Genomic DNA, 25,727 nt, shown 5'->3' with positions numbered 1-25,727 from the left:
CAAAGCCCCCAGATACGCTATCCAACAGAAGGAGACCTGAATGACCTTGGCCAAGAAAATCGTGCTGCTTTTGATGGCGGCTGGAATGCTGCTTGCCGTCTTCCTCGAAAGCGTGCCGGCTTCGTCGGAAGAGATGAAGCATGACATGTCCAAGATGGCGATGGGCGCCCAGAGCCCGGCCACCGTCGGCTACGAGGCGGCGATGAAGAAGATGCACAAGGACATGATGATCAAATACACCGGCAATGCCGATGTCGACTTTGTCCGCGGCATGATCCCGCATCACCAGGGTGCCATCGACATGGCCAAGGTCGTGATCGCCAACGGCAAGGATCCGGAAATCCGCAAGCTCGCCGAAGGCGTCGTCACGGCACAGGAAGCCGAGATCAAGGAAATGAAAGACTGGCTCGCCAAGCATCCGGCGAAATAGCCGCTGCGGGAAATCCGGACAGCCGCGCGGCTTCGGTCTGGATTCCCGACTTTGGCTTGTGCAGCGATCCAGCTTCACGTGGAGGAAGCGATGCCCTCGTCGATCAGAACCCTGAAGCTGCCGTCCGGCGAAATGGTTCCGGTTCTCGGCCAAGGTACCTGGAAGATGGGCGAGGACCGGCGGCGGCGCGCCGACGAGGTCGCGGCGCTGAAGCTCGGGCTCGATCTCGGCATCACGCTCATCGACACGGCTGAAATGTATGCCAGCGGCGGCGCCGAGGAGGTGGTCGCCGAGGCCATCGCCGGGCGCCGAGACGAGACGTTCCTGGTCTCCAAGGTGCTGCCCTCCAACGCCTCGCGCGCCGGCGTGAAACGCGCCTGCGAAAACAGCCTGAAGCGGCTCGCCACCGACCGCATCGATCTTTATCTGCTGCATTGGCCGGGCAGCGTGCCGCTGTCGGAAACGGTGGAGGCGTTCGAGGCGCTGACGGCCGAAGGCAAGATACGCCACTGGGGCGTCAGCAATTTCGACACCGACGAGATGGAGGATCTGGTCGGCCTGCGAAACGGCGGCAATGTCCAGACCAATCAGGTGCTCTACAATCTGTCGCGGCGTGGTCCCGACTTCGATCTGGCCCCGTGGTGCGCGGAGCGCGGCATACCGCTGATGGCCTATTCGCCGGTCGAGCAGGGCGCGCTGGCGCGCGACGCCAAGCTGGAAGTCGTCGCTGCCCGGCACAACGCCACCGCCGCGCAGATCGCGCTTGCCTGGGTGATGGCGCAGGATGGCGTCATCGCCATTCCGAAGGCTGGTCGCCAGGAGCATGTTCGCCAGAACGCCGCCGCGCTCGACATCGAGCTGACGGCGGAAGACCTTGCCGAGCTCGACCGCGCCTTTCCGCCGCCGACGCGTAAGCGCGGGCTGGAGATGATCTAGAGCAATTCCAGGAAAAGTGTGAGAGCGGTTTTCCGTCCGGAATTGCGTAAAAACAAGGAGATAGTGCGTTTCACTGTTTCCGTGAAACGGTGAAACGCACTAGCCGAAAACTTCAATCCGGATCTGCGACCGAACGGAAGGCAAGCGGTGGAACGAGTTTCAGACGGGTCCCTTCACGCGACCTACAAAGTCGGCGACATCAAGGTCACCTCGCTGCGCGACGGTTATGTCGACATGCCGGTCCGGCGGCTGCGCCAGCCAGGAGACAAGCCTTTCGGCGACGATCTCCTCTCGCAGGTGCCGCTCTTCGACGGCGCGCCGGTGCTACATCTTGGCCGGCAGCTCAAGCCGCATGCGCAGCCGCCGCAATGCCCTTGAAAACACATCGAGGTCATTGGCGGCGCGGGCAAGCGTGAGCGCGCCCTGGATGGCGGCGACGGCTTCCTCGGCCAGTTCGCTGGCCTCGCCCGGCCGGTGCCCGGATCGCTCCAGCGCATCGGCGAGATGTGTGACCCAGCGGCCGAAATAGTCCCTTATCTGGCCGGCGAAGAGGTCGCGCGATTCATCCAGCGCGAAGGCGCCGATCAGGCAGACCCGACGCCCCGAGCGGAAATAGCTGTCCGTCGCCGCGAGCATCTGTTCGATCCCGGCCAGCGGATCGGCGCTGTCGCGCAGGGTCGCGAAGACATTGTCCTCGAACCAGCCGTCGATATGGGCAATGACGGCTCTCGCCATCTCTTCCTTGCCGCCGGGAAAGAAGTGGTAGAGGCTTCCCTTGCCCAGCCCCGTCGCCTCGCCGATCAACGCCAGGCTGGCGCCCTCATAGCCATGCTCGCGGAAAACTTCCGCAACGATCCCCAGCAACCGGTCGCGGTCGGGCGCGATCCGTCGCATGCTTAGTATTCTCGTTCGAGCATGATCTTTTCCAACAAAACGCTACACACTTTTTGGGATCATGCTCTATAGCCCGAGCTTCGAAAGGCAGGGATGGTCGTCCGGCCGGCGGCCGAGCGGCCAATGGTACTTCCGCTCGCTTTCGGTGATCGGCAGGTCGTTGATGCTCGCCACGCGCCGGCGCATCAGCCCGGCTTCGTCGAATTCCCAGTTCTCGTTGCCGTAGGAGCGGAACCAATGCCCGCTGTCGTCGCACCATTCATAGGCGAAGCGCACCGCGATGCGATTTTCGTTCCAGGTCCAGACCTCCTTGATCAGGCGATAGTCCAGCTCGCGCGCCCATTTGCGCTTGAGGCAGTCGACGATCTCGCCGCGGCCCGAGATGAATTCGGCCCGGTTCCGCCAGATGCTGTCCTCGGTATAGGCGAGCGAAACCCGCTCCGGGTCGCGGCTGTTCCAGGCGTCTTCGGCAAGGCGCGCTTTTTGCGCCGCTGTCTCGGCGGTGAAGGGCGGCAAGGGCGGGCGGCTCATGAAAATCTCCTGTCGGTTCCGATCGTCGATAACCGACATTGTACCGATCGGTACAATGAGTCAATGGCCGCAGTGACCGGCGAGACAGCTGTTATTGCTTTGTCGCCAGCCCCTTCAGCCGGTAGAGCGCCTCCAGCGCCTCGCGCGGCGTCATCTCGTCGGGATTGATCGCGCCGAGCGCGTCGCCCAGCGCGTCGCTCTTTGCCGGCTTCGGCGCTTCGCGCTTCACCGCCACCGAAAACAGCGGCAGGTCGTCGACGAGACGGTTGGTCTTGCCCGAGACTTCGCCTTCCTCGAGCTGGTGCAGCACTTCCTTGGCGCGGGCGACGACCGCCTCGGGCAAGCCGGCCAGCCGCGCCACCTGCACGCCGTAGGAGCGGTCGGCGGCTCCCTTGCCGACCTCGTGCAGGAAGACGACGTCGCCTTCCCACTCCTTGACCCGCATGGTGACGTTGTGAAGCCGGGGCAATTTCCCGGCCAACGCCGTCATCTCATGGAAATGTGTGGCGAAGACTGCCCGGCAGCGGTTCTTCTCATGCAGATATTCGACCGCCGCCCAGGCGATCGACAACCCGTCGAAAGTCGCGGTGCCGCGGCCGATCTCGTCGAGGATGACCAGCGCCCGCTCGCCCGCCTGGTTGAGGATCGCCGCCGTCTCCACCATCTCGACCATGAAGGTCGAGCGGCCGCGCGCCAGATCGTCCGAGGCGCCGACGCGCGAGAACAACCGGTCGACGACGCCGATATGGGCGCTTTGCGCCGGCACGAAGGAGCCGGTCTGGGCAAGGATGGCGATCAGCGCGTTCTGCCTGAGGAACGTCGATTTACCGCCCATATTGGGGCCGGTAAGCAGCCAGATCGCGCCGGCCTTGGCGCCGCCTTCGGGCGACAGGTCGCAATCATTGGCAACGAACGGCCCTTCGCCGGACCGCCTGAGCGCCTGTTCGACCACTGGGTGGCGCCCGCCGGCAATGTCGAAGGCGAGGCTCGAATCCACCAGCGGCCGGCACCAGCCCTCGCTTTCGGACAGCAATGCCAGCGCCGATGAAACATCCAGAGCCGAAAGCGCGTCGGCGCCGGCGCGGATCCGTTCGGCCTCACCCACCACTTCCGCCGTCAGCCGGTCGAAGGCGGCGAGTTCGATGCCGAGCGCCCGGTCGGCGGCGTTGGCGATCTTCGATTCCAGCTCCGCCAGTTCGGTCGTGGTGAAGCGCATGGCGTTGGCCATGGTCTGGCGATGGATGAAGCGCGCCTTGGCGGCGTCGCTGCCGGTCATGATCGAGTGGTGGTTGGCGGTGACCTCGATGTAGTAGCCCAGCACATTGTTGTGCCTGATCTTCAGCGAGCGGATGCCGGTCTCCTCGATCAGCGAGCGCTCCAGCCCGGCGATCACTTTTCGCGATTCGTCGCGCAGCGCCCGCATCTCGTCGAGCTCGGCATTGTAGCTCGACCGCACGAAGCCGCCGTCGCGCTTGATCAGCGGCAGCTCGTCGTCGAGCGCTTCGCTGAGGTGGCGGGCGAGCGCCTCGGGCAAGGATCGGATCGCGGCAAGCGCGGCGGCGAGCTCGGCGGGCAGGGCCGCCGCCCCGAACAAGTCGGCGATCGCGCCCGCCGCTTCGAAGCCGGCGCGCAGCGCGCCAAGATCACGCGGCCCGCCGCGGTTGAGCGCCAGCCGGGACAGCGCCCTCGGCATGTCGGCGACGCCTTTCAGGCTCGCCCGCAACCCTTGGCAAAGCCGCGTCTCGGAGCGGAAGAAGGAGACCGAATCCAGCCTCGCGGAAATCGCGGCCGGATCGGTCAGCGGCGCCATCAGCCGGTCGGCCAGCAATCGCGCGCCGCCGCCGGTCACGGTGCGGTCGATCGCCTTGAACAGCGAGCCGTCGCGGCTGCCGGACAGCGTGCGCAGCAATTCCAGATTGGCGCGTGTCGCCGGGTCGATGAACAGCGTCGAGCCCTGCTCCTCGCGCTCGGGGCGCGACAGCGGCGGCCGCTCGGCCTTCTGCGTCTTCTCGACATAGGCGATGGCGCCGGAGATCGCCGACAGCTCGGCGCGCGAAAACGTGCCGAAACTGTCCGGTGTCGCCACCTCGAAGAAGCGGGCGATGCGGCTTGTGGCCGAAGCCGAATCGAACAGCGACGGCGGTTGCGGGTTGGCGACCCGGCCCAGCACGTCGAAGACCGGCCGGAGCTCCGGATCGTGGAAAACCGGCTCGGCGACGATCAGTTCGCGCGGGTCGACGCGGAAGATGTCGGCAAGCAGCCGCTCGGCGCTCGTTTCGGCAACGCGGAAGGCGCCGGTCGAAATGTCGATCCAGGCCAGCGCGAAGCCGGCCTGGCTGGTCGCGGCGCCGCCGCCTTTCACGCGACCGAGCGCCATCAGGAAGCTCGATTCCGAAGGCGCGAGCAGCTTGTCCTCGGTGATGGTGCCCGGCGTGACCAGCCGCACCACGTCGCGCCGCACCACCGATTTGGAGCCGCGTTTCTTGGCTTCGGCCGGGTCCTCGATCTGCTCGCAGACGGCAACGCGAAAGCCCTGCGCGATCAGCTTCTGCAGATAGTCGTCCGCCGCATGCACCGGCACGCCGCACATCGGTATGTCGTGGCCCTGGTGCTTGCCGCGCTTGGTCAAAACGATGCCCAGCGCCTGGCTTGCCTTCTCCGCGTCGTCGAAGAACAGCTCGTAGAAATCGCCCATACGGTAGAACAAAAGCGAATCCGGGTTTGCCGCCTTGATCTCGATGAATTGCTCCATCATCGGCGTGACGCCGCCCGTGGCGGGCGCAGGCGTCGTCGTCTCCTGGGCGTCGGTATCCGTCGGCATATGCATGTTCATGCCCGAACGCTAGCAGAAGTGGCAGCCCGGTTTAATGCCGGCGGCGCGAAAAGCAGGGGAAGACCGGCGGCGGCCTGCCGTGACGGGCCGGTTGCGCCGGGCCAGCCTGGCACTCTATGGTTCCCGAGGGGAAAGTGCGGCGGGGACTTTGGTGGATCAGGACAAGCAGGAGACTTTCGATGAGATGGTCGGCCCGGTCGGCTCGACCGCCGAGCGCCTCTGGCTGCTGGCAACGCGGCGCGCCCATCGAACGGCGAACAAGCTGAGGGTTTCGGCGCGCAAGCGCTTTCCCTATATCCTGCCGGCGCGCGGTCCCTTGTCCGATCTCGACGGCGGCATCGAGATGTCGGCGCACATATTCAGCCGCGACCCGCTGGTGCTGTATATCCCGGTGGGCGGACCCCGTCCGCTGCATCCGCTGGCGGCCGTCGGCCGGCGCCTTGCCGCGCGTCGCGCCACCTTCCTGCTGATGCCGATGTGGACGATGGAGAGGCCGGCCATCGTCGCCCAGATGGGCCGCGATCTCGCCTGGTATGCGGCGCGCTTTCCTCGTCATGAGGTCATCTTCCTCTGCAACAACGAGGAGGAGCGTCGGCTCATCGTCGGCGTCGGCGGCAATGCCATGTTCTCCAATCACAACCTGATGATATCGGAAGATGTCTTCCGGCCGCTGCCGGATGTGCCGGTCGTATTCGATGCCGTCTACAATGGCCGCATCTCGCCGATGAAACGCCACTATCTCGCCTTCGAGATCGACCGGCTGGTTCACGTCACCTATTCGATCGGCGAATTGACGCCGCCGGCCGCCCGCGCCTTCATTCGCCGCCTCCAGGCACAATCGCCACGCCATCGCATCGCCAATCCGATCGTGGACGGTCTGCCCGGCCGGTTGACCTCCGCCGAGGTCAACCTTGTCTACAACCAGGCCGCCGTCGGCCTTTGCCTGTCCGCCGCCGAAGGGGCGATGTATTCCAGCATGGAATATCTGATGGCCGGGCTGCCGATCGTCAGCACGCCGAGCCTCGGCGGGCGCGACGTCTATTTCGATCCGGACTATTGCCTGATCGTCGAGCCGGAGCCGACGGCCATTCGCCGCGCCGTCGACCGGCTTCGCGATCGCGCCATACCGCGCGAGGAAATCCGCGGCAGGACACTGGAAAAGGTTCGCGCCCAGCGGCTGGAACTCACCGCGTTCCTGTCGGCGCTTCTGCGGCGCAAGGGCAGCAGCGCTCCCCCGCTGGAGAAATGGCCGTTCTCCGGCACCGAGGGCTTGATGCGCTGGGCCACGGTGCGGGAAATTGCCGCGCTCGTCAGCGAGCCGGACCGCGCCTGACCGCTTGGCCGTTTACAGCGCTGCCGTGTAGCCTTAATCCGAAGAGACATAACACGCACCTGCCTCAAGGGTGCGCGAAGGCGAGGAAACCAAAAGCATCATGGCCAGGAAAACCGAAAGCAGCGGCCCCTCCGTCAGTCCCGAGGAGGCGCTGGAATTCCACGCCATGGGACGGCCCGGGAAGCTGGAGATCGTCGCCACCAAGCCGATGGCGACGCAACGCGATCTGAGCCTTGCCTATTCGCCGGGCGTCGCCGTTCCCGTGCGCGCCATCGCCGAGGATCCGAGCCGCGCTTTCGACTATACGGTGCGCGGCAATATGGTCGCCGTCATCTCCAACGGCACCGCAATCCTCGGCCTCGGCAATCTCGGCGCGCTGGCCTCCAAGCCGGTGATGGAAGGCAAGGCGGTGCTGTTCAAGCGCTTCGCCGACGTCGATTCGATCGACCTTGAAGTCGATACCGAGGATGCCGACGAGTTCGTCAATTGCGTGCGCTTCCTTGGCCCCTCCTTCGGCGGCATCAATCTCGAGGACATCAAGGCGCCGGAATGCTTCATCATCGAGCAGCGGCTGCGCGAGTTGATGGACATCCCCGTCTTTCATGACGACCAGCACGGCACGGCGATCATCTCGGCCGCCGGCCTGATCAACGCCCTGGAGGTCACCGGTCGCGACATGAAGACCACGAAGATGGTCTGCAACGGCGCGGGCGCCGCCGGCATCGCCTGCATCGAGCTGATGAAGGCGATGGGCTTTTCGCCGGAAAACATCACCCTGTGCGACACCAAGGGCGTGGTCTTCCAGGGCCGTACCGAAGGCATGAACCAGTGGAAGTCGGCGCATGCGGTCAAGACCGAGGCACGCAGCCTGGCCGACGCACTGGACGGCGCCGACGTCTTCCTCGGGCTGTCCGCCAAGGGAGCGCTCACCCCCGCCATGGTGCAGTCGATGGCGAAGAATCCGATCATCTTCGCGATGGCCAATCCCGATCCCGAGATCGCGCCGGAGGAAGTGGCCGAGATCCGCACTGACGCCATCATGGCCACCGGCCGCTCGGACTACCCCAACCAGGTCAACAATGTGCTTGGCTTCCCCTATATCTTCCGCGGCGCGCTGGATGTGCGCGCCACCACCATCAACGACGAGATGAAGATCGCCGCCGCCAGGGCGCTGGCCGAGCTGGCGCGCCAGGACGTGCCGGACGACGTCGCCGCCGCCTATCAGGGCAACCGGCCGAAATTCGGCCCCAACTACATCATCCCGGTGCCGTTCGATCCGCGCCTGATCTCGGCGATCCCGCTGGCGGTGGCGAAGGCGGCGATGGAATCCGGCGTCGCCCGCAAGCCGATCCTCGATCTCGACCGCTACGCGCAGGAACTGTCGGCCCGCCGCGATCCGATCGCCTCGACCCTGCAGCGCATTTACGACCGCGTGCGCCGCCAGCCCAAGCGCATCGTCTTTGCCGAGGGCGAGGAGGAGCAGGTGATGCGTGCCGCCGTCTCCTATGTGAACCAGAAGCTCGGCACGGCGATCCTGCTCGGCCGCGACGACGTCATCAAGGACAATGCCCGCAATGCCGGCATCGACCTCAACAAGCCGGGGCTGGAGATCATCAACGCCAGGCTGTCGCGCCGCAACGGCATCTACACCGACTATCTCTACGAGCGCATGCAGCGGAAGGGTTTCCTGTTCCGCGATTGCCAGCGCCTGATCAACAACGACCGCAACCATTTCGCCGCCTGCATGGTGGCGCTGGGCGATGCCGACGGCATCGTCACGGGTGTGACCCGCAACTATTCGACGGCGCTCGACGACGTGCGCCGCATCATCGACGCCAAGCCCGGCCACCGCGTCATCGGCGTGTCGATCGTGCTCGCGCGTGGCCGCACCGTGATGGTCGCCGACACCGCCGTGCACGACATGCCGAACGCTGAACAGATCGCGGACATCGCCGAGGAGGCGGCAGGCTTTGCCCGCCGCATGGGTTATGAGCCGAGAATCGCGATGTTGGCGTATTCCACCTTCGGCCATCCGCAGGGCGAACGCTCCGAGCGAGTGCAGGAGGCGGTGCGCATCCTCGACAAGCGCCGCGTCGATTTCGAGTATGACGGCGAGATGGCGGCCGACGTGGCGCTCAACCCGCGCGCCATGGCGCAGTATCCCTTCATCCGGCTGACCGGCCCGGCCAATGTGCTGGTGATGCCAGCGTTCCACTCGGCCTCGATCTCGACCAAGATGCTGCAGGAGCTCGGCGGCTCGACCGTCATCGGCCCGCTGCTGGTCGGCCTCAACAAGCCGGTCCAGATCGTGTCGTTGAACGCCAAGGACTCGGATATCGTCAACATGGCGGCGATCGCGGCCTATACGGCGGGGAACTAAGGCGCGCCGGCTTTCGCCAATCCAAAAGCAAAGGGCCCGCGGCATCGCCGCGGGCCCTTTCTTTAGGTTTGAAGGCCAGATCAGAAATTGCGCTGGAAGCGGACGATGCCGCCGACGCTGTTCTTCTTGTCCGCCTTTGCGAAGTTAAAATCGCCGGCTTCGCCAAACTTGCCGTCGTGAGCATAGTCAACTTCGGTTGTGATCGTGAAGCCGGGAACGATCGTATAAGCAACGTTTGCCGCGACAGCGACGTTCTTGGCATCGTCGGCCGAAACCTGGAGGTTGAAGGCGGTCTTTGCGTTGAACTTATAGGTGCCACCACCCCAGACAGCCCAGTTGCCGCCCCAAGGTTTGTAGAAGCCGCGACCATGCGCGTTAAGAGCATTGGTGGGGTCGTTGAGATTGTCGTCGGTGCCATAGCCGCCCATGATGAACAGCGACAGTTCCTTGGTGACGTTGACGTCCAGGCGAACCTTGCCGGCCACTTCTTCGTAAGCGCTGTCATAGGCAACGACGCCGGTAATCGCACCCCAGTCGCCCTTGTACTTCAGGCCGCCGACGACATGCGGAACATAGCTGTCGATCGTACCGTGAATGCCCTTGTCGTCCGCGCCTTCTTCAAGCGAAACAACGCCCGAGAAGCCACTGCCCGCGTCGAAGTAGTAGCTGACGACATTGGTGTCCTTGATGCCGTACGGGATGATGGTGTCCTGTACAACACTGCCGGCATAGCCGATGAACTGGTCATAAGGTGTCTCGTCCTTGCCGACGCGCAGGCCACCGAGTTGGATCCACGCGAAGTTCAGCGACGTGGTCGTCGGCCCGCCGTTCGGGAAGTTGAAGCGCGTCTCGGTATAAGTCTTCAACGTGCCGAGCTCGGTTTCCTGGCCGGTCCAGGTCTTCAGCGCGAAGCGGGCGTTCTTCTTCCAGCTGTTCTGCGAGTCGCCGTCCAGAACGTCGGTGGTCTTGCGGCCGTCCATCGAGCCGACATCGCCGAAGCCGGCGTCGTAGCGGATATAGCCGCCGATGCGCAGGCAGGTCTCGGTGCCGGGGATGTAGAAATAGCCAGCGCCATAGACGTCGCAGATCTTCACGTATTCGGCCGGTTCCGGCTCGGCGACGGTCACCGCGTCGGCGGCACGGGCGCCCGAAACTGCGATCAGGGCCGCAGCGGAGCCGAGTAGAAGGCTCTTGATGTTCATTTTCTTGAATCTCCAGTCAAAGGTTCAAGACAGGCCTGACATGCCGTTCGGCTTTTGCCACCCCCGTCCCCATCTTGAAAAAGTGCGCGCACCGGCGCCGCTTCTTCGCCTTGGACATGGCTTAATCGGTCGTCACGTACAACAGAGATTGTGTCGTAAAGGCGGCTTTTCGAATCTTGTGAAGTTATTGTTGCCCAAATATCACGTCATATATTTGTAAAAATGGGACAGATTGCACAATCTATACAATCGAAACGCGCAGAAAGACATGGGAATGTGCCAAATGTGCCAATATTACAGTTTTATGACGAAAGGTTTGCCAGATAAATTTCTAAAGGAGCGGGCGAGCGTAGAAAAAAGGCTCCGGGTCAGGATAGGCCGCGGGCGGCGCGTACCACGTGCTCGACCACGTCATCCCTCAACATCTCGATGGGGACGCGACCATCCAATTCAGGCGCGGCCCGGCTCAACCAAAACCAGGCTAGCCTCGGATTGGTGATCGCCGAAAGCACCTCGCTGATCCCTGGGACCGGCCTGCCGTCGATGAACTGTGCCAATGGGAAGACATGCTTGCGGCCGCCCTTGCGCAGGGCGACGACCTCGCCGCGTCGTTGCCAGCGATGCAGCGTGGAGCGCGGGATGCGGAGCTTCTCTTCCAGATAGGTCGAGCCGGCGACCTCGCCGGCCCAATCCTCGATCAGCATCGATTGCAGGTCCGCGGCCCGCTCGGCGAGTGGCTGGGCTGTCGGCCCCCCTGTCTCCGATCTCGGCGGCGAGCGCTCGAAGGCGCGGTCGGATATGGCCGAACCGTCGCTCACAACCTTGTCCGTCACCGCACGAAGAAAGTCGGAGGCAAGGTTGGTCCACTCACCCTTGAAGGACCCGATGGCAAGGCGCTGCGCCGGCGGCAGGAAGGGGAGGGCGGCAGCCACATGGCCGGCGATGTTGCTTGCCGACGTCAGCGCCTCGGCGTCCAGCATGACGCCATGCTGCATCAGCGCATGTTGCACGGCTTCGGCTATAAGGCCTGCCAGTGCCTCTTGTGAAATCCCCTCGGACGGGTTCTGGAATCTGGTCATGAATCTGTCTTGCGGCCCGCGCTCCTCCCCAGGCGGCGGCGATTGCTGAAATTCTATAGCGGAAAGTAAAATACGCGACGGCAGCGGACGCCATGGCCCTGCAGCTTGCTGGCTTGCATCTTCACACCCCTGGTTTGGCGTGCCGAAATGTCAGTCACGAAACGCCTTATCTTGCATCTTAGAAGTCCAACGTGACAGGTCCGCGACAGCCGGCCTTGCTTGGAGGCTGCCGGCGATGACGCAACGGCATCCTTCACGGGAAGGGTGACTCCGCTCTATCCTTTTGTTTCGATATGCTTTTCAGCCGAAAGGCCACCGCAACGGCGCCGAGCCAGACCGTAGGCCGGTGTTCCTGCAATCGCCCTAGAGAAGCCCGACCTGCTCGGCCTCGCGACGCAGATTCTGGCGCGGGCGCGGGCCGATCTGCTGGATCACCAGCCCGGCCGACAGCGAGCCGAGGTCGCCGCATTCCTTGAGGCTGCGTCCGGTCGTGTAGCCGTAGAGGAAGCCGGCGGCATAGAGGTCGCCGGCGCCGGTCGTGTCGACCAGTTCCTTGATCTTCGTCGCCTGGATGGTGACGGTCTCGTCGCCGCGCACGATGACCGAGCCTTTTTCCGAACGGGTGACGGCGGCTATTCTGCAATCCTTGCGGATGGCGGCGAGCGCCTCCTCGAAGGAGGCGGTCTGGTAGAGCGACTTGATCTCGTGGCTGTTGGCAAAGACGATGTCGACGGTGCCCGAACGCATCAGCTCGAGAAACTCGTCGCGGTAGCGGTCGACGCAGAAGGAATCCGACAGCGTCATCGACACTTCGCGGCCTGCCGCGTGCGCCAGCTTGGCGGTCTGCCGGATTGCCTCCTTGGCACGCGGCGGATCCCACAGATAACCCTCGAAATAGGTCACCTTGGCGCCGGCGGCCTTGTCGGCCTCGACATCCTCGGGGCCAAGCTCGACACAGGCGCCGAGATAGGTGTTCATCGAACGCTCGCCGTCGGGCGTGACGAAGATCATCGAGCGCGCGGTCGGCGGTTCGCCCGCGAGCGGCCTGGTGTCGAAGGCAACGCCCTGAGCGTGAATGTCGTGGATGTAGATGTCGCCCAGCGCGTCGTTCGACACCTTGCCGAAGAAGGCTGCCCGTCCGCCGAGGCTGGCGACGCCTGCCGCCGTGTTGCCGGCGCTGCCGCCGGAAGCCTCGATCGCCGGTCCCATGCGGCTGTAGAGCAACTCTGCACGCCTGGCGTCGATGAGGTTCATCGCGCCCTTGATGATGCCGTTGGTCTCGAGAAAGGCCTCGTCGCACTGAGCGATGATGTCGACAATGGCATTGCCGATGCAAAGCACGTCATATTCCGGCATCAAAATCTCCGCCAAGCACTACCCGGCTATCTGGCATGCCGGCCGGGCGCGGGTCTAGCGACTTGGCACTGTTTTGCCTACCCCGAAAATCGCCATTGTCTTCTGTGGCGCCGGCCTCGGCGCCGATTGTTCGCCGGCTGCGGCAGCGTTCGTGTCGAGCTGGCCCATATCGACTGCGGTCTTCGCCGCTATGGTTTCATGGCGATCGAAACATTTCCGCGCCGCCTGGGCTAGAAATGGTCGTCCCCGCAACAGAAGGCGCAGAAATGTCCGAGAAGACTGAAATACCCACCGACCTGGCGCTGCTTGGCGTCCTGGCGGTGCTGTGGGGCGCTTCCTACACCTTCATCAAGATCGGCGTGGAGACGATCCCGCCCGTGACCTTCATCGCCGCCCGGACGCTGATTGCCGGAGCTGTTCTCCTCACCATCATCCGCTGGCGCGGCCTCGCCATGCCCGCCGACGCGGCGACATGGCGCCGGTTCGCCTTCCAGGCCTGCCTCAACAGCGTCGTGCCGTTCACGCTGATCGCCGCCGCCGAGCGCTCGGTCGATGCCGGTCTTGCCACCATCCTCAACTCGACATCGCCGATCTTCACCTTCCTGCTGACGGCATTGATCACGCGCCATGAGCCCGTCACGGCGCGCAAGCTGGTCGGTGTCGGCGCCGGCATTGTCGGCATCTGTCTCATCATCGGCACGCAGGCGCTTGGCGGACTTGGCCATGAGCTGTGGGCGCAGCTTGCGATCGTCATTGCGACGATCTCCTATGCCGGAGCGGCGATCTTCGGCCGCGGCTTCAAGGGCCTCGACCCGATGATACCCGCGGCGGGTTCGATGCTCTGCGGCGCCGTGATACTGGTGCCGCTCAGCCTGATCGTCGACCGGCCCTGGACGCTTGCGCCGTCGACGGCATCGATCCAGGCCCTGCTCGGCCTGTCGATCTTTTCGACGGCGCTGGCCTTCGTCATCTATTTCCGCCTGATCCACACGCTGGGCTCGGTCGGCACCACTTCGCAGGCCTATCTGCGCGTGCCGATCGGCGTCGGCATCGGCGCCGTCTTCCTCGGCGAAAGCCTGGGGCCCGCCGCCTGGCTCGGCATGGCCTTCGTCGTCGCCGGCGTCGCGGCAATGACGATTCCGGCCAGGCAGGCCAGGCTCGCCCAATAGTTGCGCGAGGGATAGAGCCCGCCTATCTGCGAAGCGTCGTTTCTCGATGAAAGCCTGGACCCGCCGTGATCCTAGACGCCGCCCGCGCCGCCGCCAGCCGGCTGTTCTCGCCTGAATTCCGCTCCGTCTTCCTGAAGACGCTGGGGCTGACGCTGCTTACCCTGGTGGCGCTCTGGCTTGGCCTCGAGAGCCTGCTCGAATGGCTGGCCTGGCCTTGGCTGCAAACGCTGCTGCCGGGCTTGCCGTCCTGGGCCGGATGGCTGGGCGGCATCATCGCCGGCATCGTTCTGGCCGTGGGCCTGGCCTTGCTCATCGCGCCGGTGACGGCGATCGTCGCCGGTCTCTTCCTCGACGATATTGCCGAAGTGGTCGAGCGTACCGACTATCCCAACGATCCGCCCGGCCGCCCAGTGCCGGCGCTGCATTCGCTTGTGCTGGCGATCAAATTCTTCGGTGTGGTGGTCTTCGGCAACATCGTCGCGCTGCTGCTGCTCCTGGTGCCCGGCATCAACATTGCCGCCTTCTTCATCGTCAACGGCTATCTGCTCGGCCGCGAATTCTTCGAGTTCGCCGCCATGCGTTTTCGCCCCGAACCCGAGGCCAAGGCGTTGCGCCGCAAATATGCCGGCACGGTGTTCCTGGCCGGGCTGGTCATTGCCCTTTTCCTCACCGTGCCGCTGCTCAACCTGCTGACGCCGCTTTTCGCGGCCGCCATGATGGTGCATCTGCACAAGGCGGTTTCGGCGCGGGAGCCGGTCTAGCCCTGCTCCTTGTCCTCCCGGAACAGCGCCTGCAGCTTGCCGAACGGCATCGCCGCCCTGGTGAAGCCGAAAGTGCCGTCCTGCTGGATTTCGCGCGCCGCCGTCTCCAGCATGCCATAGGCGAAATTGGTCAGCCACGGTCCGAGCGAGATGCGCTTGACGCCGGCCATGGTAAGGTCGGCGACGGTGAAACCGGGCCGCACCATCACATTGACCGGCCGGCTCACCGACGAGCAGATCGTGCGCACCATTTCGACGTCGCTGATCCCCGGCGCGTAGAGCACGTCGGCGCCGGCTTTCTCGAAGGCCTGCAGCCGCTTGATGGTGTCGTCGAGGTCGCTCTTGCCCCATAGGAAGTTCTCGGCCCGCGCGGTGAAGACGAAATCGTGCTTGAGCGCGCGGGCGGCCTCGACGGCGGCGGCGACGCGCTCGGTCGCCAGCGCGAAATCGTAGATCGGATTGGCGGCGTCGCCGGTGTGGTCCTCGATCGAGCAGCCGGCGAGGCCCGCGGCTTCGGCCGCGAAGATGGTCTCGGCCGCCTGCTCGGGGCTGTCGCCCTTGCCGCGCTCCAGATCGGCCGAAACCGGCAGGTCGGTCGCGGCCGTCACCTCGCGGCAATGATGGATCATGGCGTCGAAGGTCACGGCGCCGTCCGGCAGGCCGCGCGAGAAGGCAAAGCCGGCGCTGGTCGTGGCCAGAGCCTTGAAACCGAAGGATGAAAGAAGCTTGGTCGTGCCGATATCCCAGGGATTAGGCATGACGAAGGTAGAGGCATGCAGGTCGCGAAAAATCTTGCCCTTGTCCATGGCGGGTCCTCGATCATGAGTGGAGGTCGTGCGGGGAATTTATCGCGGCCGCTCGAACCGGGCAAACGAATGCGTCCGGCTCAGAAGCGTTCGGCGTTTTCTGCTGACAATTTCTCGAAGGCGTCGGAATCCTTGACGTAGCGCGACGCCTTGGCGTCCCAGCGATAGGTAACGGAAATATCGTGCGAGACGGCTTTGGGCGCCGGTTCCTCGCAACTCTCGCCGCTCGGCACTGTGGCGTCGGTCACCGTCACCTTGATCGCCGCGTAGGGCTTCCCACCGCCGCGCGTTTGGAAAGAAAGATCCTGCGTGCGCTTATAGGCGCAGACATTCTCGTCGAACGTGTTGATCTGGTCGATCGGCTCGAAACGGTCGTTGCGGACCAGGATCAGGATCGTCCCGACATAGCCCTGGTTCGAATTGAAATGCGTGCTCATGGTTATGAGCGCGTTGTCGTCGGCGCTCAAGGCGAGCTTGCCCGGATCGCGAAAATAGGTGCTCCGGTCGGTTCCGACATTGACGGCGTCGAGCAGCTTCGGCTTGCCGGTGAGATCGTAGAGCGCCAGCACGGCAAACCCTTCGGCGCTGTCCTGCGCCTGGCCGAGGTCGAGAAGCATCGTCAGCCGCTCCTTGCCGCCGGCCCTGATGGCAAGCACCGCCGCATTCGGCAGGTTGATCGTTTCGGGTGGCGATCCACCGTCATCACCGCCGAGGATGTCGCGCATCTCGATCGGCGCGCTGCCCTTGTAGAAACCGTCATCGCCGGCGTTGAGATCAGGCACGATCATTTTGGCGAGGTCGAAATAGGTAACGTCCTGATGTCCGGGAACGGCGCTGTTCAGCTCCGGAAAACTGACCGCTTGGGCCAGCGCGGCCGTCCACATGAAAGGCAGCAGCAGGCCTGCAAGCGTGAACCGGCGTAATTTGGAAATCATCGACCGCGCCCCTCGGATGCGCTTAGGCTAGCACGTCGTTTTGCGGTGCGCAGCCGGGTGCGGTCAGCGGATAGGCACCAGCCCTGCCAGTTCGCGCATGTCGTCGAACAGGATGCCGTCGGCCGCCTCCAGGCCGTCGCGGTCGGAGAACGGATCGGCGTAATAGGAAAACACCCGCATGCCGGCGGCAATGCCGGCCTGGGTGCCCGCGACGCTGTCCTCGATGACGATGCAGTCGGCCGGCGCGACGCCCATCGTCCTTGCCGCATGCAGGAAGAGGTCCGGGAACGGCTTGCCGCGCGCGACCATGGTCGAGGAGAACATCGCGTGCTCGAACAGCGACAAAAGCCCGGTCTGCCCAAGCGTGATGTGCATCTTGGAGACCCGCGCCGAAGTGGCGACGCAATAGGCGATGCCGGCTTTGCGCACCGTCTCGATGAACTCGCGCACATGGGGGATAGCCTCGACACCATGCGAGAAAAGGTCCGGCAGGCCGGCATTCCAGCGCTCGACGAAGTCGGCGCCGAGCCTGATCTCGGTCGTCTCTTCGATCTCTTTTTGCACCGAGGCCATGCTGCGGCCGGAGAAGTTCTTGCGGCAATATTCGAATGTGGTGGTAAAACCGGCGGCGGTCAGCCATTCGGCAAGGCGCCTGTTGGCAAGGTTCTCGGTGTCGACCAGGACCCCGTCGCAATCGAAGATAATCAGCTTTGGAACCTGCATTACGCCGTGCCGGTCGACCCGAAGCCGCCTGCGCCGCGAGCCGTGCCGCCCGCCAGCGCTCTTTCCTCGACCGAAACCTGGGTCACGGCCGCGAAGACGATCTGGGCAATGCGCATGCCGCGCGTCACCGCGAAATCCTCGTCGCCGAGATTGATAAGCAGCACCTTCACCTCGCCGCGATAGTCGCTGTCGACGGTGCCGGGCGTGTTGAGGACGGTGAGCCCGTGCTTGAAGGCGAGGCCGGAACGCGGCCTTACCTGTCCTTCCATGCCTTCTGGGATTTCCAGGACAAGCCCGGTCGGCACCAAGGCGCGCTTTCCAGGCAGGATGAGCAGCGGCCGGTCTTCCGGCACCGCGGCACGCAAATCCACGCCCGCGGCGCCGGCGCTCTCATAGGCCGGCAGAGGCAAGCCTTCGCCATGCGGAAGCCTGACGAAACCGACGGTGGGGCCGATGACGGAAGAAGGATAGACAGCGGTGCGCATGAAATCGATCCTATCGGCGCGAGCGGCGATTCGGTCAACTCGCCCGCCATGCTATCAACGGCTTTCTTTCTGGCGTGACTATGACCTGGCCATCTACTTTGGCGATTGGCGAGAAACGCCAATCACGTCGTCATCCACGGGCGGAGCAAGGAGCAAAGCGACGCGCGTAGACCCGAGGATCCATTCCGTGACTTCGACGCACCGCCACGGTGCAGAATTCTGCTCCACTGCGCCCTTCGATCAAGGTAACGGAATGGATCCTCGGGTCTCCGCGTCCGCTTCGCTCCCGCTCCGCCCGTGGATGACGAAGTTGAGAGGCCTTGGCTACCTACCGCAATTCCACCGGAACCACGGTCGTCTCCTTGATCTCCTCCATGACGAAGGAGGCCGATACGTCCGACAGCGCCACCTTGGCGATCAGCCGCTGGTAGAGCCGGTCATAGGCCCTCACGTCGGCGACGCGGGCCCTCAGCACATAGTCGAGGTCGCCCGACATGCGGTAGACGCCGGTGATCTCGGCAAAGCCGGTGACCGCGGCGCGGAATTTCTGCAGCCAGTCCGGGTCGTGGTTGGAGGTGCGGATCAGGATGAAGACAGAGAGGCCGAGGCCCAGCTTCTCGGCGTCGACCAGCGCGACGCGGCCTGTGATGACGCCATCTACCTCCAGCCGCTTGACGCGCCGCCAGCAGGCATTGCGCGACAGCGCCACCCGTTCCGACAGCTGGTCGACCGAAAGCGTGCCGTCGCGTTGCAGTTCGGCCAGCAATCTTCGATCGATCTCATCAATTTCTGGTGACATATTGGGATGAATGTCCCACAAAATAGCAAAAAGCAAGGACGATTTGGGACCGATGAACCAAAGCCTTGTGGCAAGATACTCATCATCGGGACTCATCCCGGCAGGAGGGATCACCATGACGACACGGTTTACGGCGCTCTTCACGTCTCACCCGGAGAAGGTCGGCGAGACCTATTTCGGCCACATGGCCTTCGCCGCCTGGTTCTGTTCGCGCTTGTCGATGGCCGCGGGTGCTGCGCTTGTTCACGCTTTCTTGCCATTTCTGTTCGAAACTACGGCGAGCCGAATCGTTCGCGAGCTCTATGAACGCACGCACAACAGAGGCTCACACGCGGCCAAGGAGCCTCAAGCTCTGATGGATCGCGCCTGATAAAGGTGGAATGCGATGTGCCGGTGGGCGGCCTATCTTGGTGAAGCGGTCTTCCTCGAAGACATCATCACCGCGCCCTGCCACTCACTGATCGCCCAAAGCCACTGCGCGCAGGAAGCCAAGTCGCCGACCAATGGCGATGGCTTCGGCCTTGCCTGGTATGGCGACAGGCCCGAGCCCGGCCTTTACCGCGACATCCTGCCGGCCTGGTCCGATCCCAACCTGAAGAGCCTGTGCCGGCAGATAAAATCCGGCTTGTTTCTGGCCCATGTGCGCGCCTCGACCGGCGGCGCCACCAGCCGCATGAACTGCCATCCCTTCATCTCCGGCCGCTGGTCGTTCATGCATAACGGCCAGATCGGCGGTTTCGAAAAAATCCGCCGCGCGCTGGAAAATTCGCTGTCCGACGCGGTCTTCGACCAGCGCGAGGGCACCACGGATTCCGAGCTCTTTTTCCTGCTGATGCTCGACGAAGGATTGTCCGGCGATCCGCAGGGCGCGGTGTCGCGGGCGACCAGCCGCGTGATCGAGACGTCGCGCCGGGCCGGTATCGAGCCCTCTTTGAAACTCACCGCCGCGTTCTCGGATGGCGAGGCGCTATACGCCGTGCGCTATGCTACCGACGATCATGCGCCCACGCTCTACACCTCTGTCTTCCGCAACGGCGGCCGCTGCATCGTGTCCGAGCCGTTCGACCGCAACGGCGGCGAGTGGCAGGCGATACCTCCGGCGAGCTTCGTCACCATGACGGGGGGCGGCACCGGCATTCGGCCGTTCGCGCCGGCAGTGGCCTCGCTCGCGTTGGTCGGCTGAACCGCAATTTCGATCAAGCGGCGCCGTCTTGCCGATGCTGAACTTGGCTTGAAGCCGTCGCACGATCCTCCATTTTGGTAGCGAGTGGCCGAAGCCGGAGCATTCGCCATGGACCTTGTCTTCTCTTCGATCGCCGAAATCGCCACAGCGATCGCGGCGCGCAGAATATCGGCAGTCGAGGCGCTCGATACGCATCTGGCGCAGATCGACCGGCACAACGAGGCGCTGAATGCCGTCGTCATCCTCGATCGGGAGGGAGCACACGAACGGGCCAGGCAAGCCGATGCGGCGCAGGCTCGCGGTGACACGCTCGGGCCGCTGCATGGCGTGCCTTTCACCCTGAAGGACGCGCACGAGACGGCGGGCGTGAGGACAACCGCCGGTTTTCCGCCTTTCGCCGACCATACGGCTAGGCAGGACAGTCCGGTCGTCGCGCGATTGAAGGCAGCCGGCGCCATCCTGGTCGGCAAAACGAACGTCGCCACGATGCTGGGCGACTGGCAGTCGGACAATCCGCTCTTCGGTCACACAGGCAACCCCTGGGACCTGTCGCGCACCGCAGGCGGCTCCAGCGGCGGTGCCGCGGCGGCGGTCGCGGCGGGGATGACGCCTTTCGAGGTCGGCACCGACATGCAGGATTCAATCCGCCTGCCCGTCGCCTTCTGCGGCGTCTATGGCCTGAAGCCGACCGAGCATCGCGTCTCGCTCGCCGGAGCTTTTCCCGATCCGGACGGTGCGCCACGCAGCGTCCGGCTGATGTCTTGCGTCGGCCCGCTGGCGCGCAGCGCCGAGGATCTGGCGCTGATTTATCGCATCATCGCCGGGCCGGACGGAGCGGACACTGATTTGCCGCCGGTTTCCGTAGAGATGATGCCGAAGCTCGATCTGAAATCTCTTCGCATTGCCTTTGCTGACGCTTTCCCCGGATTTCCGGTTGCCTCCGAAATCAGCGCGGCGGTGAAGAGGCTGGCCAAGCAACTCGCGTCCGCTGGAGCGAAAGTCGAGGAAGCAAGATTGCCGAAGCTCGATTTGCATGACGACCTCGCCGAGGGTGGCAAGTTGATCGGCATGATGCTTGAGGTCGCGCAGCCGGAGCCGCCCGAACAACCGACACCGGTGTCGCACTGGTTTGCTGCGCTCGCCCGCCGGGATCGGTCTATCCTGGCCTGGGAGCGCTTCTTCGAAGGTTGCGACGCTTTGCTGTGTCCCGTCGCCATGACGACCGCCTTCCCGCATTGCAAGCCGGGAAGCCCGCTCAAGATCGACGGCAAGGACGAGAGCTACTGGATGCTGCCCGCCTATGGCGCAGTGTTCAATTATTCGGGCCATCCCTCAGTCGCGATACCCAGCGGGCAGGACAGCAATGGCTTGCCGATCGGTTTGCAACTGGTCGGCCGCCACTGGTCGGAAGCGCGGCTGCTTGGCATTGCGGCGGCGATCGCGCCGCTCACCGGCGGCTTCCGCCGGCCGCCGGGCTACTGAGCGAAGCGCGACAAGGCGTAAGGCGCAAGCAGCGCATCGCGCTCGCCGTCGAGAATTTCGCGGGCGGCGAACAATCCGATAGCCGGCGCCAGCGTGATGCCCGAATGCGTGACGGCGATATAGAGACCGCCGACGCCATCGGCTCGGCTGACGATTGGAAAGCCGTCGACAGGGGTGGGGCGGTAGCCGACTGTATGGAAGTCGAACTCCAGTCCATCCGCGCCGTGGAGCATCGCCTTCATCCCCGCGAACAGCTCGCGCGCAGTGCCCTCCGGGCTGTCGCCCGGGTCGCCGCCACCGAAATCCGAGCCGGCGATGATCCGGCCCTCCGCAGTCTGCCGCATATGCAGCCTTTCGGCCAGCACCAGGCCGTTGAGCAGCTTCTTGTAGGGGCGCGAATGCACGATCAGGCCCGGCGGCGTCTCGATCGGCAGCTTGACGCCGGCCGTCGCGGCGATCGCCGGAGCACCGGCGCCCGCTGCAATCACCACCTCGTCGGCGGAGATGCTCGCGCCCGAAACGACGACGCCCGTGACCTTGCCGTTGACCAGCGCCAAGGCATCGACGGTCTCCGTGACGATCCGCGCGCCGCGCAGTTCGGCATCGGCCAGCAGTGCCGCCGCGGTCGCAACCGGCTCGGCCACGCCTTCCTCGGCGATATGGAGGGCGAAATCGGGAAGCTCTGTAAGGTTGGGCTCGATGCGCGCCGCCTGTTCGCGGTCGACGCGCTCGATGCCGTAGCCCCAGGACGAATGCTCGGCCGCATAGGCTTCGAGCCTGTCCGCCGGCAGGTCCCAGCACAGGCCGCCACACCAGGTGAGCGGCAGTTCCGGCAGATCGGTTGCCAATCTCTTCCATTCGGCCAGCGCGCGGATGCGCAGCCGGAAATAGGTTTCCGGGTTACCCCAACTGGCATTGATCCAGGCGAAGGAATTGGGTGTGGCGACTCCGCCGGCCCCACTCTCGGAAACGACCGTCACCCGCGCGCCGGCCTTCGTCAGATGCCAGGCGATCGAAGCGCCGATGATGCCGGCGCCGATGACGATGATTTCTTTTGCCAAGTTGTTCTCCATTCTCTTCCCGGTGAGGTCTTCCACCTGCCATTTGCGGGAGCTTTTGCCAACGCAAACTTCTGCGCTTGACACAAATACGTACGTACGTATTATACCGCCATGGCTAGACAATCACTCCGCGAAAACCTTCTCCAGGCCGGCTTCCAGACCATCTGGAATTCCGGCTACACCGCAGCCGGCGTCCGCGACATCGTAGCCGCGGCCGGCGCCCGTCCGGGCTCGTTCACCAACCATTTCGCCTCCAAGGAAGACTTCGCCGGCGAGGTGCTGGAACGCTACTTCGCCTATGTCAGCGGCTTGGTGGAAAGCGCGCTGGCGCGTGACGGCACGCCGCCCGTCGGCAGGCTGCGCCGCTATCTCGACGTCATCACCTCGAAGCTCGAGGCGCATGACTGGGCGCGCGGCTGCATGATCGGCAATCTCAGCCTGGAAACGGCCGTCCACAGCGAACCGCTCCGGCTCAGGCTGGTCGACATTTTCGAGCGCTGGCGCCGGCCCTTCGCGGCCTGCATCGCGGAGGGTCAGGCGGCCGGCGAGATTACCACGGCCTTCGATGCGGAGGACCTTGCCGATTTCCTGCTGTCGTCCTGGCAGGGCGCCATGCTGCGCATGAAGGTCCAGCGCAGCCCGGAACCGCTCGAGCGGTTCAAGAAAATCATCTTCAGCACTGTGTTCGGAAGGGAGTGATACGGATGAATTCGACGACTGATAAACAACCGCTGCGGCGCTCTGAAGTCGCCGTGCTCGATTCCACCATGTCTTATTTGGAGGCCGGGACGACCGGACCGACAGTGCTGTTCCTGCACGGCAATCCGACCTCCTCCTACATATGGCGCAACATCATACCGCATGTCGCGCCGTTCGGTCGCTGCATCGCGCCAGATCTGATCGGTTATGGCCAGTCGGGCAAGCCCGATATCGACTATAGGTTCTTCGATCAGGTCCGCTATCTCGACGCCTTCATCGAGGCACTCGACCTCAAGGAGTTGGTGATCGTCGCCCAGGACTGGGGCACGGCGCTGGCCTTCCATTTTGCGGCGCGGCGGCCACGGCGTGTCCTCGGCCTTGCCTTCATGGAATTCATCCGGCCCTTCGAGCGCTGGGAGGATTTCCACCAGCGTCCGCAGGCGCGCGAGCTGTTCAAGGCGTTGCGCACCCCTGGTGCCGGCGAGAAGCTGGTGCTGGAGGACAATGTCTTTGTCGAAAAGATCCTGCCTGCTTCCGTCCTGCGCAAGATGAGCGAGGAGGAGATGGATGCTTACCGGGCGCCGTTCCCGACCCCGCAGTCGCGCAAGCCGGCCCTGCGCTTGCCGCGGGAACTGCCGATCGAGAACCAGCCAGCGGATGTCGCCGCGATCAGCGCGCATGACCACCGGGCGCTGCGGCTCTCCTCATATCCAAAGCTGCTTTTCGCCGGCGATCCAGGCGCTCTGATTTCGGCCCAGGCGGCAATGGAATTCGCGGCGGGACTGAAGAACTGCCGCTTCATCGATCTGGGGCCGGGCGCCCATTATCTGCAGGAAGACCACCCCGATGCGATCGGCAAGGCCATTGCCGGCTGGCTGCCTCAGATTGCCGTGGCGGAGAGCGCGGCCGAACTCGCTTGAGCCGAAGCGGCAGGCACGAGGCGTGCCCACCCATGTCGACAGGCCGGCGCCACACTGGTAGAAGCGCCGCCTGTCACACGGAACGCCTTAATAGAAATGCCTGAAACGATACCTGAAGAGGTTGCGCGCCGCCGCACTTTCGCGATCATCGCGCACCCTGACGCCGGCAAGACCACGCTCACCGAAAAGCTGCTGCTGTTCGGCGGCGCCATTCAGCTCGCCGGCGAGGTCAAGGCCAAGAAGGACCGCATCCAGACGCGGTCCGACTGGATGAAGATCGAGCGCGAACGCGGTATCTCGGTCGTCACCTCGGTGATGACCTTCGAATATGGCGACAACGTCTTCAACCTGCTCGACACGCCCGGCCACGAGGATTTCGCCGACGACACCTACCGCACGCTGTCGGCGGTGGATTCTGCCGTCATGGTCATTGACGCCGCCAAGGGCATCGAGCCGCGCACGCTGAAACTGTTCGAGGTCTGCCGCCTGCGCGACATCCCGATCATCACCTTCGTCAACAAGATGGACCGCGAGAGCCGCGATCCGTTCGAGATCCTCGACGAGATCGAGCAGAAGCTGGCGCTGGACACCGCGCCCGTCACTTGGCCGATCGGCCGCGGCAGGACCTTTTCGGGCACCTACCACCTGGCCCAGAACGCGGTGCGCCGCGGCGACGACGAGAAGGAGCGCACGCCGGTCAACGGCCCCGATTCCAACCGCGTCGCCGGGCTTTTGCCGGATAACGAGCGCGAAGCCTTCATCGAGGAACTGGAACTCGCGCGGGAAGCCTGCCGTCCGCTCGACGTGGAAGCGTTTCGCGAGGGCCACCTGACGCCGGTCTATTTCGGCTCGGCGCTGCGCAATTACGGCGTGCGCGACCTGATCGAGGCGCTCGGCGCCTACGGCCCGCCGCCGCGCGCCCAGGAAGCCGATGAGCGAACGGTGGAAGCGACCGAGGAGAAAATGACCTCCTTCGTGTTCAAGATCCAGGCCAACATGGACCCCAACCATCGCGACCGCATCGCTTTCGTCCGCGTTTGTTCGGGCAAGCTCGAGCGCGGCATGAAGGCCAAGCTGGTGCGCACCGGCAAGCCGATGAGCCTGTCGGCGCCGCAGTTCTTCTTCGCCCGCACCCGCGTCACCGCCGATGAGGCTTTCGCCGGCGACGTCGTCGGCATCCCCAACCACGGCACGCTGCGCATCGGCGACACGTTGACCGAGGGCGAGGAGATCCTGTTCCGCGGCGTGCCGAACTTCGCCCCGGAAATCCTGCGCCGCGTGCGCCTCGGCGACGCCATGAAGGCCAAGAAGCTCAAGGAAGCGCTGCACCAGATGGCCGAGGAAGGCGTCGTTCAGCTGTTCTCGCCGGAAGACGGCTCGCCGGCCATCGTCGGCGTCGTCGGCGCGCTGCAGCTCGACGTGCTGAAGGAGCGGCTCAACATCGAATACACGCTGCCGGTGGATTTCGAGATGTCGCGCTTTTCCGTCTGCCGCTGGATCGCGGCCGACGACAAGGCGGAGGTGCAACGCTTCATCGAGGCGCATCGCGGCGACATCGCCCGCGACCTCGACAACGATCCGGTCTTCCTCGCCCAGCACGCCTTCTCGCTGAATTACGAAGCCGAGCGCTGGAAAGCGATCCGCTTCACCGCGGTGAAGGACTATCAGGTGCGTGATAAGGCTGCGTGATTCTGGTGAATAGTGAATAGTGAATAGTAGGTAGTTGGTAG

At 64.3% G+C, this 25,727-nt stretch carries 25 protein-coding genes; 13 read left to right on the top strand and 12 right to left on the bottom strand.

Annotation, left to right across the window (positions count from 1 at the left end; translation table 11 throughout):
- Window positions 1–40: 40 nt before the first annotated feature.
- The 3 genes from copM to RFM52_RS26240 all read left to right on the top strand — a co-directional run bounded on the left by copM (window position 41) and on the right by RFM52_RS26240 (window position 1,744).
- Window positions 41–430 (top strand): CopM family metallochaperone, encoded by a 390-nt coding sequence (copM, locus tag RFM52_RS26250; RefSeq protein WP_320294340.1) that lies wholly within the window; start codon window positions 41–43, stop codon window positions 428–430.
- A 90-nt stretch (window positions 431–520) separates the two neighbouring features.
- The gene (locus tag RFM52_RS26245; protein WP_320294341.1) at window positions 521–1,366 is read left to right on the top strand and encodes an aldo/keto reductase; all 846 of its coding nucleotides are present in this window, start codon (window positions 521–523) and stop codon (window positions 1,364–1,366) included.
- Window positions 1,367–1,513: 147 nt separating this feature from the next.
- The gene (locus RFM52_RS26240) at window positions 1,514–1,744 is read left to right on the top strand and encodes an MBL fold metallo-hydrolase (protein WP_320294342.1); all 231 of its coding nucleotides are present in this window, start codon (window positions 1,514–1,516) and stop codon (window positions 1,742–1,744) included.
- Here RFM52_RS26240 and RFM52_RS26235 read toward each other — a convergent pair.
- The 3 genes from RFM52_RS26235 to mutS form a co-directional block, all read right to left on the bottom strand.
- A complete protein-coding gene (locus RFM52_RS26235) occupies window positions 1,691–2,260 on the bottom strand; it encodes a TetR/AcrR family transcriptional regulator (protein WP_320294343.1) in 570 nt (189 codons plus the stop codon). The genes RFM52_RS26240 and RFM52_RS26235 overlap by 54 nt on opposite strands.
- A gap of 66 nt (window positions 2,261–2,326) precedes the next feature.
- Entirely contained in the window at window positions 2,327–2,791 is a 465-nt protein-coding gene (locus RFM52_RS26230; protein ID WP_320294344.1) for a nuclear transport factor 2 family protein, read from the bottom strand.
- A 91-nt stretch (window positions 2,792–2,882) separates the two neighbouring features.
- Window positions 2,883–5,624 (bottom strand): DNA mismatch repair protein MutS, encoded by a 2,742-nt coding sequence (mutS, locus tag RFM52_RS26225; protein WP_320294345.1) that lies wholly within the window; start codon window positions 5,622–5,624, stop codon window positions 2,883–2,885.
- Between the two features lie 151 nt (window positions 5,625–5,775).
- On the opposite strand from mutS, the gene RFM52_RS26220 reads away from it, so the two are divergent.
- Complete coding sequence (locus RFM52_RS26220; protein ID WP_320294346.1) at window positions 5,776–6,957, top strand: glycosyltransferase; 1,182 nt, start codon at window positions 5,776–5,778, stop codon at window positions 6,955–6,957.
- A gap of 100 nt (window positions 6,958–7,057) precedes the next feature.
- Window positions 7,058–9,337 (top strand): NADP-dependent malic enzyme, encoded by a 2,280-nt coding sequence (locus RFM52_RS26215; RefSeq protein WP_320294347.1) that lies wholly within the window; start codon window positions 7,058–7,060, stop codon window positions 9,335–9,337.
- A gap of 80 nt (window positions 9,338–9,417) precedes the next feature.
- Here RFM52_RS26215 and RFM52_RS26210 read toward each other — a convergent pair whose 3' ends face one another.
- The 3 genes from RFM52_RS26210 to RFM52_RS26200 form a co-directional block, all read right to left on the bottom strand.
- The gene (locus RFM52_RS26210; RefSeq protein WP_320294348.1) at window positions 9,418–10,539 is read right to left on the bottom strand and encodes a porin; all 1,122 of its coding nucleotides are present in this window, start codon (window positions 10,537–10,539) and stop codon (window positions 9,418–9,420) included.
- A 368-nt stretch (window positions 10,540–10,907) separates the two neighbouring features.
- Entirely contained in the window at window positions 10,908–11,618 is a 711-nt protein-coding gene (locus RFM52_RS26205) for an antitoxin Xre/MbcA/ParS-like domain-containing protein (protein ID WP_320294349.1), read from the bottom strand.
- A gap of 363 nt (window positions 11,619–11,981) precedes the next feature.
- A complete protein-coding gene (locus RFM52_RS26200; protein ID WP_320294350.1) occupies window positions 11,982–12,974 on the bottom strand; it encodes an adenosine kinase in 993 nt (330 codons plus the stop codon).
- A gap of 266 nt (window positions 12,975–13,240) precedes the next feature.
- On the opposite strand from RFM52_RS26200, the gene RFM52_RS26195 reads away from it, so the two are divergent.
- Both RFM52_RS26195 and RFM52_RS26190 read left to right on the top strand, forming a co-directional pair.
- Window positions 13,241–14,143 carry a DMT family transporter gene (locus RFM52_RS26195; protein ID WP_320294351.1) on the top strand — a complete coding sequence of 301 codons (903 nt, stop codon included), beginning with the start codon at window positions 13,241–13,243 and terminating at the stop codon, window positions 14,141–14,143.
- 65 nt (window positions 14,144–14,208) lie between these two features.
- Window positions 14,209–14,904, top strand: a complete 696-nt coding sequence (locus RFM52_RS26190) for a sulfate transporter family protein (RefSeq protein WP_320294352.1) — start codon at window positions 14,209–14,211, stop codon at window positions 14,902–14,904.
- Here RFM52_RS26190 and RFM52_RS26185 read toward each other — a convergent pair.
- The 5 genes from RFM52_RS26185 to RFM52_RS26165 form a co-directional block, all read right to left on the bottom strand.
- The gene (locus tag RFM52_RS26185) at window positions 14,901–15,710 is read right to left on the bottom strand and encodes an isocitrate lyase/PEP mutase family protein (protein ID WP_320294353.1); all 810 of its coding nucleotides are present in this window, start codon (window positions 15,708–15,710) and stop codon (window positions 14,901–14,903) included. The genes RFM52_RS26190 and RFM52_RS26185 overlap by 4 nt on opposite strands.
- 80 nt (window positions 15,711–15,790) lie before the next feature.
- Complete coding sequence (locus tag RFM52_RS26180; RefSeq protein ID WP_320294354.1) at window positions 15,791–16,645, bottom strand: hypothetical protein; 855 nt, start codon at window positions 16,643–16,645, stop codon at window positions 15,791–15,793.
- 63 nt (window positions 16,646–16,708) lie between these two features.
- Entirely contained in the window at window positions 16,709–17,368 is a 660-nt protein-coding gene (locus RFM52_RS26175; protein ID WP_320294355.1) for an HAD family hydrolase, read from the bottom strand.
- Window positions 17,368–17,853 carry a dUTP diphosphatase gene (dut, locus tag RFM52_RS26170; RefSeq protein ID WP_320294356.1) on the bottom strand — a complete coding sequence of 162 codons (486 nt, stop codon included), beginning with the start codon at window positions 17,851–17,853 and terminating at the stop codon, window positions 17,368–17,370. Before dut ends, RFM52_RS26175 begins: the two co-directional genes overlap by 1 nt.
- A 328-nt stretch (window positions 17,854–18,181) precedes the next feature.
- A complete protein-coding gene (locus tag RFM52_RS26165) occupies window positions 18,182–18,652 on the bottom strand; it encodes an Lrp/AsnC family transcriptional regulator (protein ID WP_320294357.1) in 471 nt (156 codons plus the stop codon).
- A gap of 115 nt (window positions 18,653–18,767) precedes the next feature.
- Between RFM52_RS26165 and RFM52_RS26160 the strand changes: the two genes are divergently transcribed.
- From RFM52_RS26160 to RFM52_RS26150, 3 genes are all read left to right on the top strand, one after another.
- Complete coding sequence (locus RFM52_RS26160) at window positions 18,768–19,022, top strand: DUF6356 family protein (RefSeq protein ID WP_320294473.1); 255 nt, start codon at window positions 18,768–18,770, stop codon at window positions 19,020–19,022.
- Between the two features lie 15 nt (window positions 19,023–19,037).
- Window positions 19,038–19,835, top strand: coding sequence for a class II glutamine amidotransferase (locus RFM52_RS26155; RefSeq protein ID WP_320294358.1), 798 nt, complete (start codon window positions 19,038–19,040; stop codon window positions 19,833–19,835).
- A 108-nt stretch (window positions 19,836–19,943) separates the two neighbouring features.
- Window positions 19,944–21,317: an amidase gene (locus tag RFM52_RS26150; RefSeq protein WP_320294359.1), complete on the top strand. Its 1,374-nt coding sequence runs from the start codon at window positions 19,944–19,946 to the stop codon at window positions 21,315–21,317.
- Here the strand turns inward: RFM52_RS26150 and RFM52_RS26145 are convergent.
- Window positions 21,311–22,378 carry an NAD(P)/FAD-dependent oxidoreductase gene (locus RFM52_RS26145; RefSeq protein ID WP_320294360.1) on the bottom strand — a complete coding sequence of 356 codons (1,068 nt, stop codon included), beginning with the start codon at window positions 22,376–22,378 and terminating at the stop codon, window positions 21,311–21,313. The genes RFM52_RS26150 and RFM52_RS26145 overlap by 7 nt on opposite strands.
- 111 nt (window positions 22,379–22,489) lie before the next feature.
- On the opposite strand from RFM52_RS26145, the gene RFM52_RS26140 reads away from it, so the two are divergent.
- The 3 genes from RFM52_RS26140 (at window position 22,490) to RFM52_RS26130 (ending at window position 25,686) form a co-directional block, all read left to right on the top strand.
- Window positions 22,490–23,077, top strand: a complete 588-nt coding sequence (locus RFM52_RS26140) for a TetR/AcrR family transcriptional regulator (protein WP_320294361.1) — start codon at window positions 22,490–22,492, stop codon at window positions 23,075–23,077.
- A 5-nt stretch (window positions 23,078–23,082) separates the two neighbouring features.
- Window positions 23,083–23,997: a haloalkane dehalogenase gene (locus tag RFM52_RS26135; protein ID WP_320294362.1), complete on the top strand. Its 915-nt coding sequence runs from the start codon at window positions 23,083–23,085 to the stop codon at window positions 23,995–23,997.
- Window positions 23,998–24,093: 96 nt separating this feature from the next.
- Window positions 24,094–25,686 carry a peptide chain release factor 3 gene (locus RFM52_RS26130; RefSeq protein ID WP_320294363.1) on the top strand — a complete coding sequence of 531 codons (1,593 nt, stop codon included), beginning with the start codon at window positions 24,094–24,096 and terminating at the stop codon, window positions 25,684–25,686.
- Window positions 25,687–25,727: the final 41 nt, after the last annotated feature.

Origin of the sequence: Mesorhizobium humile (assembly GCF_033977215.1) — a bacterium.
In the GTDB taxonomy this organism is placed as follows: Bacteria; Pseudomonadota; Alphaproteobacteria; order Rhizobiales; family Rhizobiaceae; genus Mesorhizobium; species Mesorhizobium humile.
The sequence above is the reverse complement of the archived record's forward strand: the minus strand, read 5'-3'. Positions and strand labels throughout refer to the sequence as shown.

Bases quoted from the DNA above. Each gene is read 5' to 3' on its own strand.
- copM (WP_320294340.1), top strand. From the start codon at position 41: ATGACCTTGGCCAAGAAAATCGTGCTGCTTTTGATGGCGGCTGGAATG.
- RFM52_RS26245 (WP_320294341.1), top strand. From the start codon at position 521: ATGCCCTCGTCGATCAGAACCCTGAAGCTGCCGTCCGGCGAAATGGTT.
- RFM52_RS26235 (WP_320294343.1), bottom strand. From the start codon at position 2,260: ATGCGACGGATCGCGCCCGACCGCGACCGGTTGCTGGGGATCGTTGCG.
- RFM52_RS26230 (WP_320294344.1), bottom strand. From the start codon at position 2,791: ATGAGCCGCCCGCCCTTGCCGCCCTTCACCGCCGAGACAGCGGCGCAA.
- mutS (WP_320294345.1), bottom strand. From the start codon at position 5,624: ATGAACATGCATATGCCGACGGATACCGACGCCCAGGAGACGACGACG.
- RFM52_RS26215 (WP_320294347.1), top strand. From the start codon at position 7,058: ATGGCCAGGAAAACCGAAAGCAGCGGCCCCTCCGTCAGTCCCGAGGAG.
- RFM52_RS26210 (WP_320294348.1), bottom strand. From the start codon at position 10,539: ATGAACATCAAGAGCCTTCTACTCGGCTCCGCTGCGGCCCTGATCGCA.
- RFM52_RS26205 (WP_320294349.1), bottom strand. From the start codon at position 11,618: ATGACCAGATTCCAGAACCCGTCCGAGGGGATTTCACAAGAGGCACTG.
- RFM52_RS26200 (WP_320294350.1), bottom strand. From the start codon at position 12,974: ATGCCGGAATATGACGTGCTTTGCATCGGCAATGCCATTGTCGACATC.
- RFM52_RS26195 (WP_320294351.1), top strand. From the start codon at position 13,241: ATGTCCGAGAAGACTGAAATACCCACCGACCTGGCGCTGCTTGGCGTC.
- RFM52_RS26185 (WP_320294353.1), bottom strand. From the start codon at position 15,710: ATGGACAAGGGCAAGATTTTTCGCGACCTGCATGCCTCTACCTTCGTC.
- RFM52_RS26180 (WP_320294354.1), bottom strand. From the start codon at position 16,645: ATGATTTCCAAATTACGCCGGTTCACGCTTGCAGGCCTGCTGCTGCCT.
- RFM52_RS26175 (WP_320294355.1), bottom strand. From the start codon at position 17,368: ATGCAGGTTCCAAAGCTGATTATCTTCGATTGCGACGGGGTCCTGGTC.
- dut (WP_320294356.1), bottom strand. From the start codon at position 17,853: ATGCGCACCGCTGTCTATCCTTCTTCCGTCATCGGCCCCACCGTCGGT.
- RFM52_RS26165 (WP_320294357.1), bottom strand. From the start codon at position 18,652: ATGTCACCAGAAATTGATGAGATCGATCGAAGATTGCTGGCCGAACTG.
- RFM52_RS26160 (WP_320294473.1), top strand. From the start codon at position 18,768: ATGACGACACGGTTTACGGCGCTCTTCACGTCTCACCCGGAGAAGGTC.
- RFM52_RS26155 (WP_320294358.1), top strand. From the start codon at position 19,038: ATGTGCCGGTGGGCGGCCTATCTTGGTGAAGCGGTCTTCCTCGAAGAC.
- RFM52_RS26150 (WP_320294359.1), top strand. From the start codon at position 19,944: ATGGACCTTGTCTTCTCTTCGATCGCCGAAATCGCCACAGCGATCGCG.
- RFM52_RS26140 (WP_320294361.1), top strand. From the start codon at position 22,490: ATGGCTAGACAATCACTCCGCGAAAACCTTCTCCAGGCCGGCTTCCAG.
- RFM52_RS26135 (WP_320294362.1), top strand. From the start codon at position 23,083: ATGAATTCGACGACTGATAAACAACCGCTGCGGCGCTCTGAAGTCGCC.
- RFM52_RS26130 (WP_320294363.1), top strand. From the start codon at position 24,094: ATGCCTGAAACGATACCTGAAGAGGTTGCGCGCCGCCGCACTTTCGCG.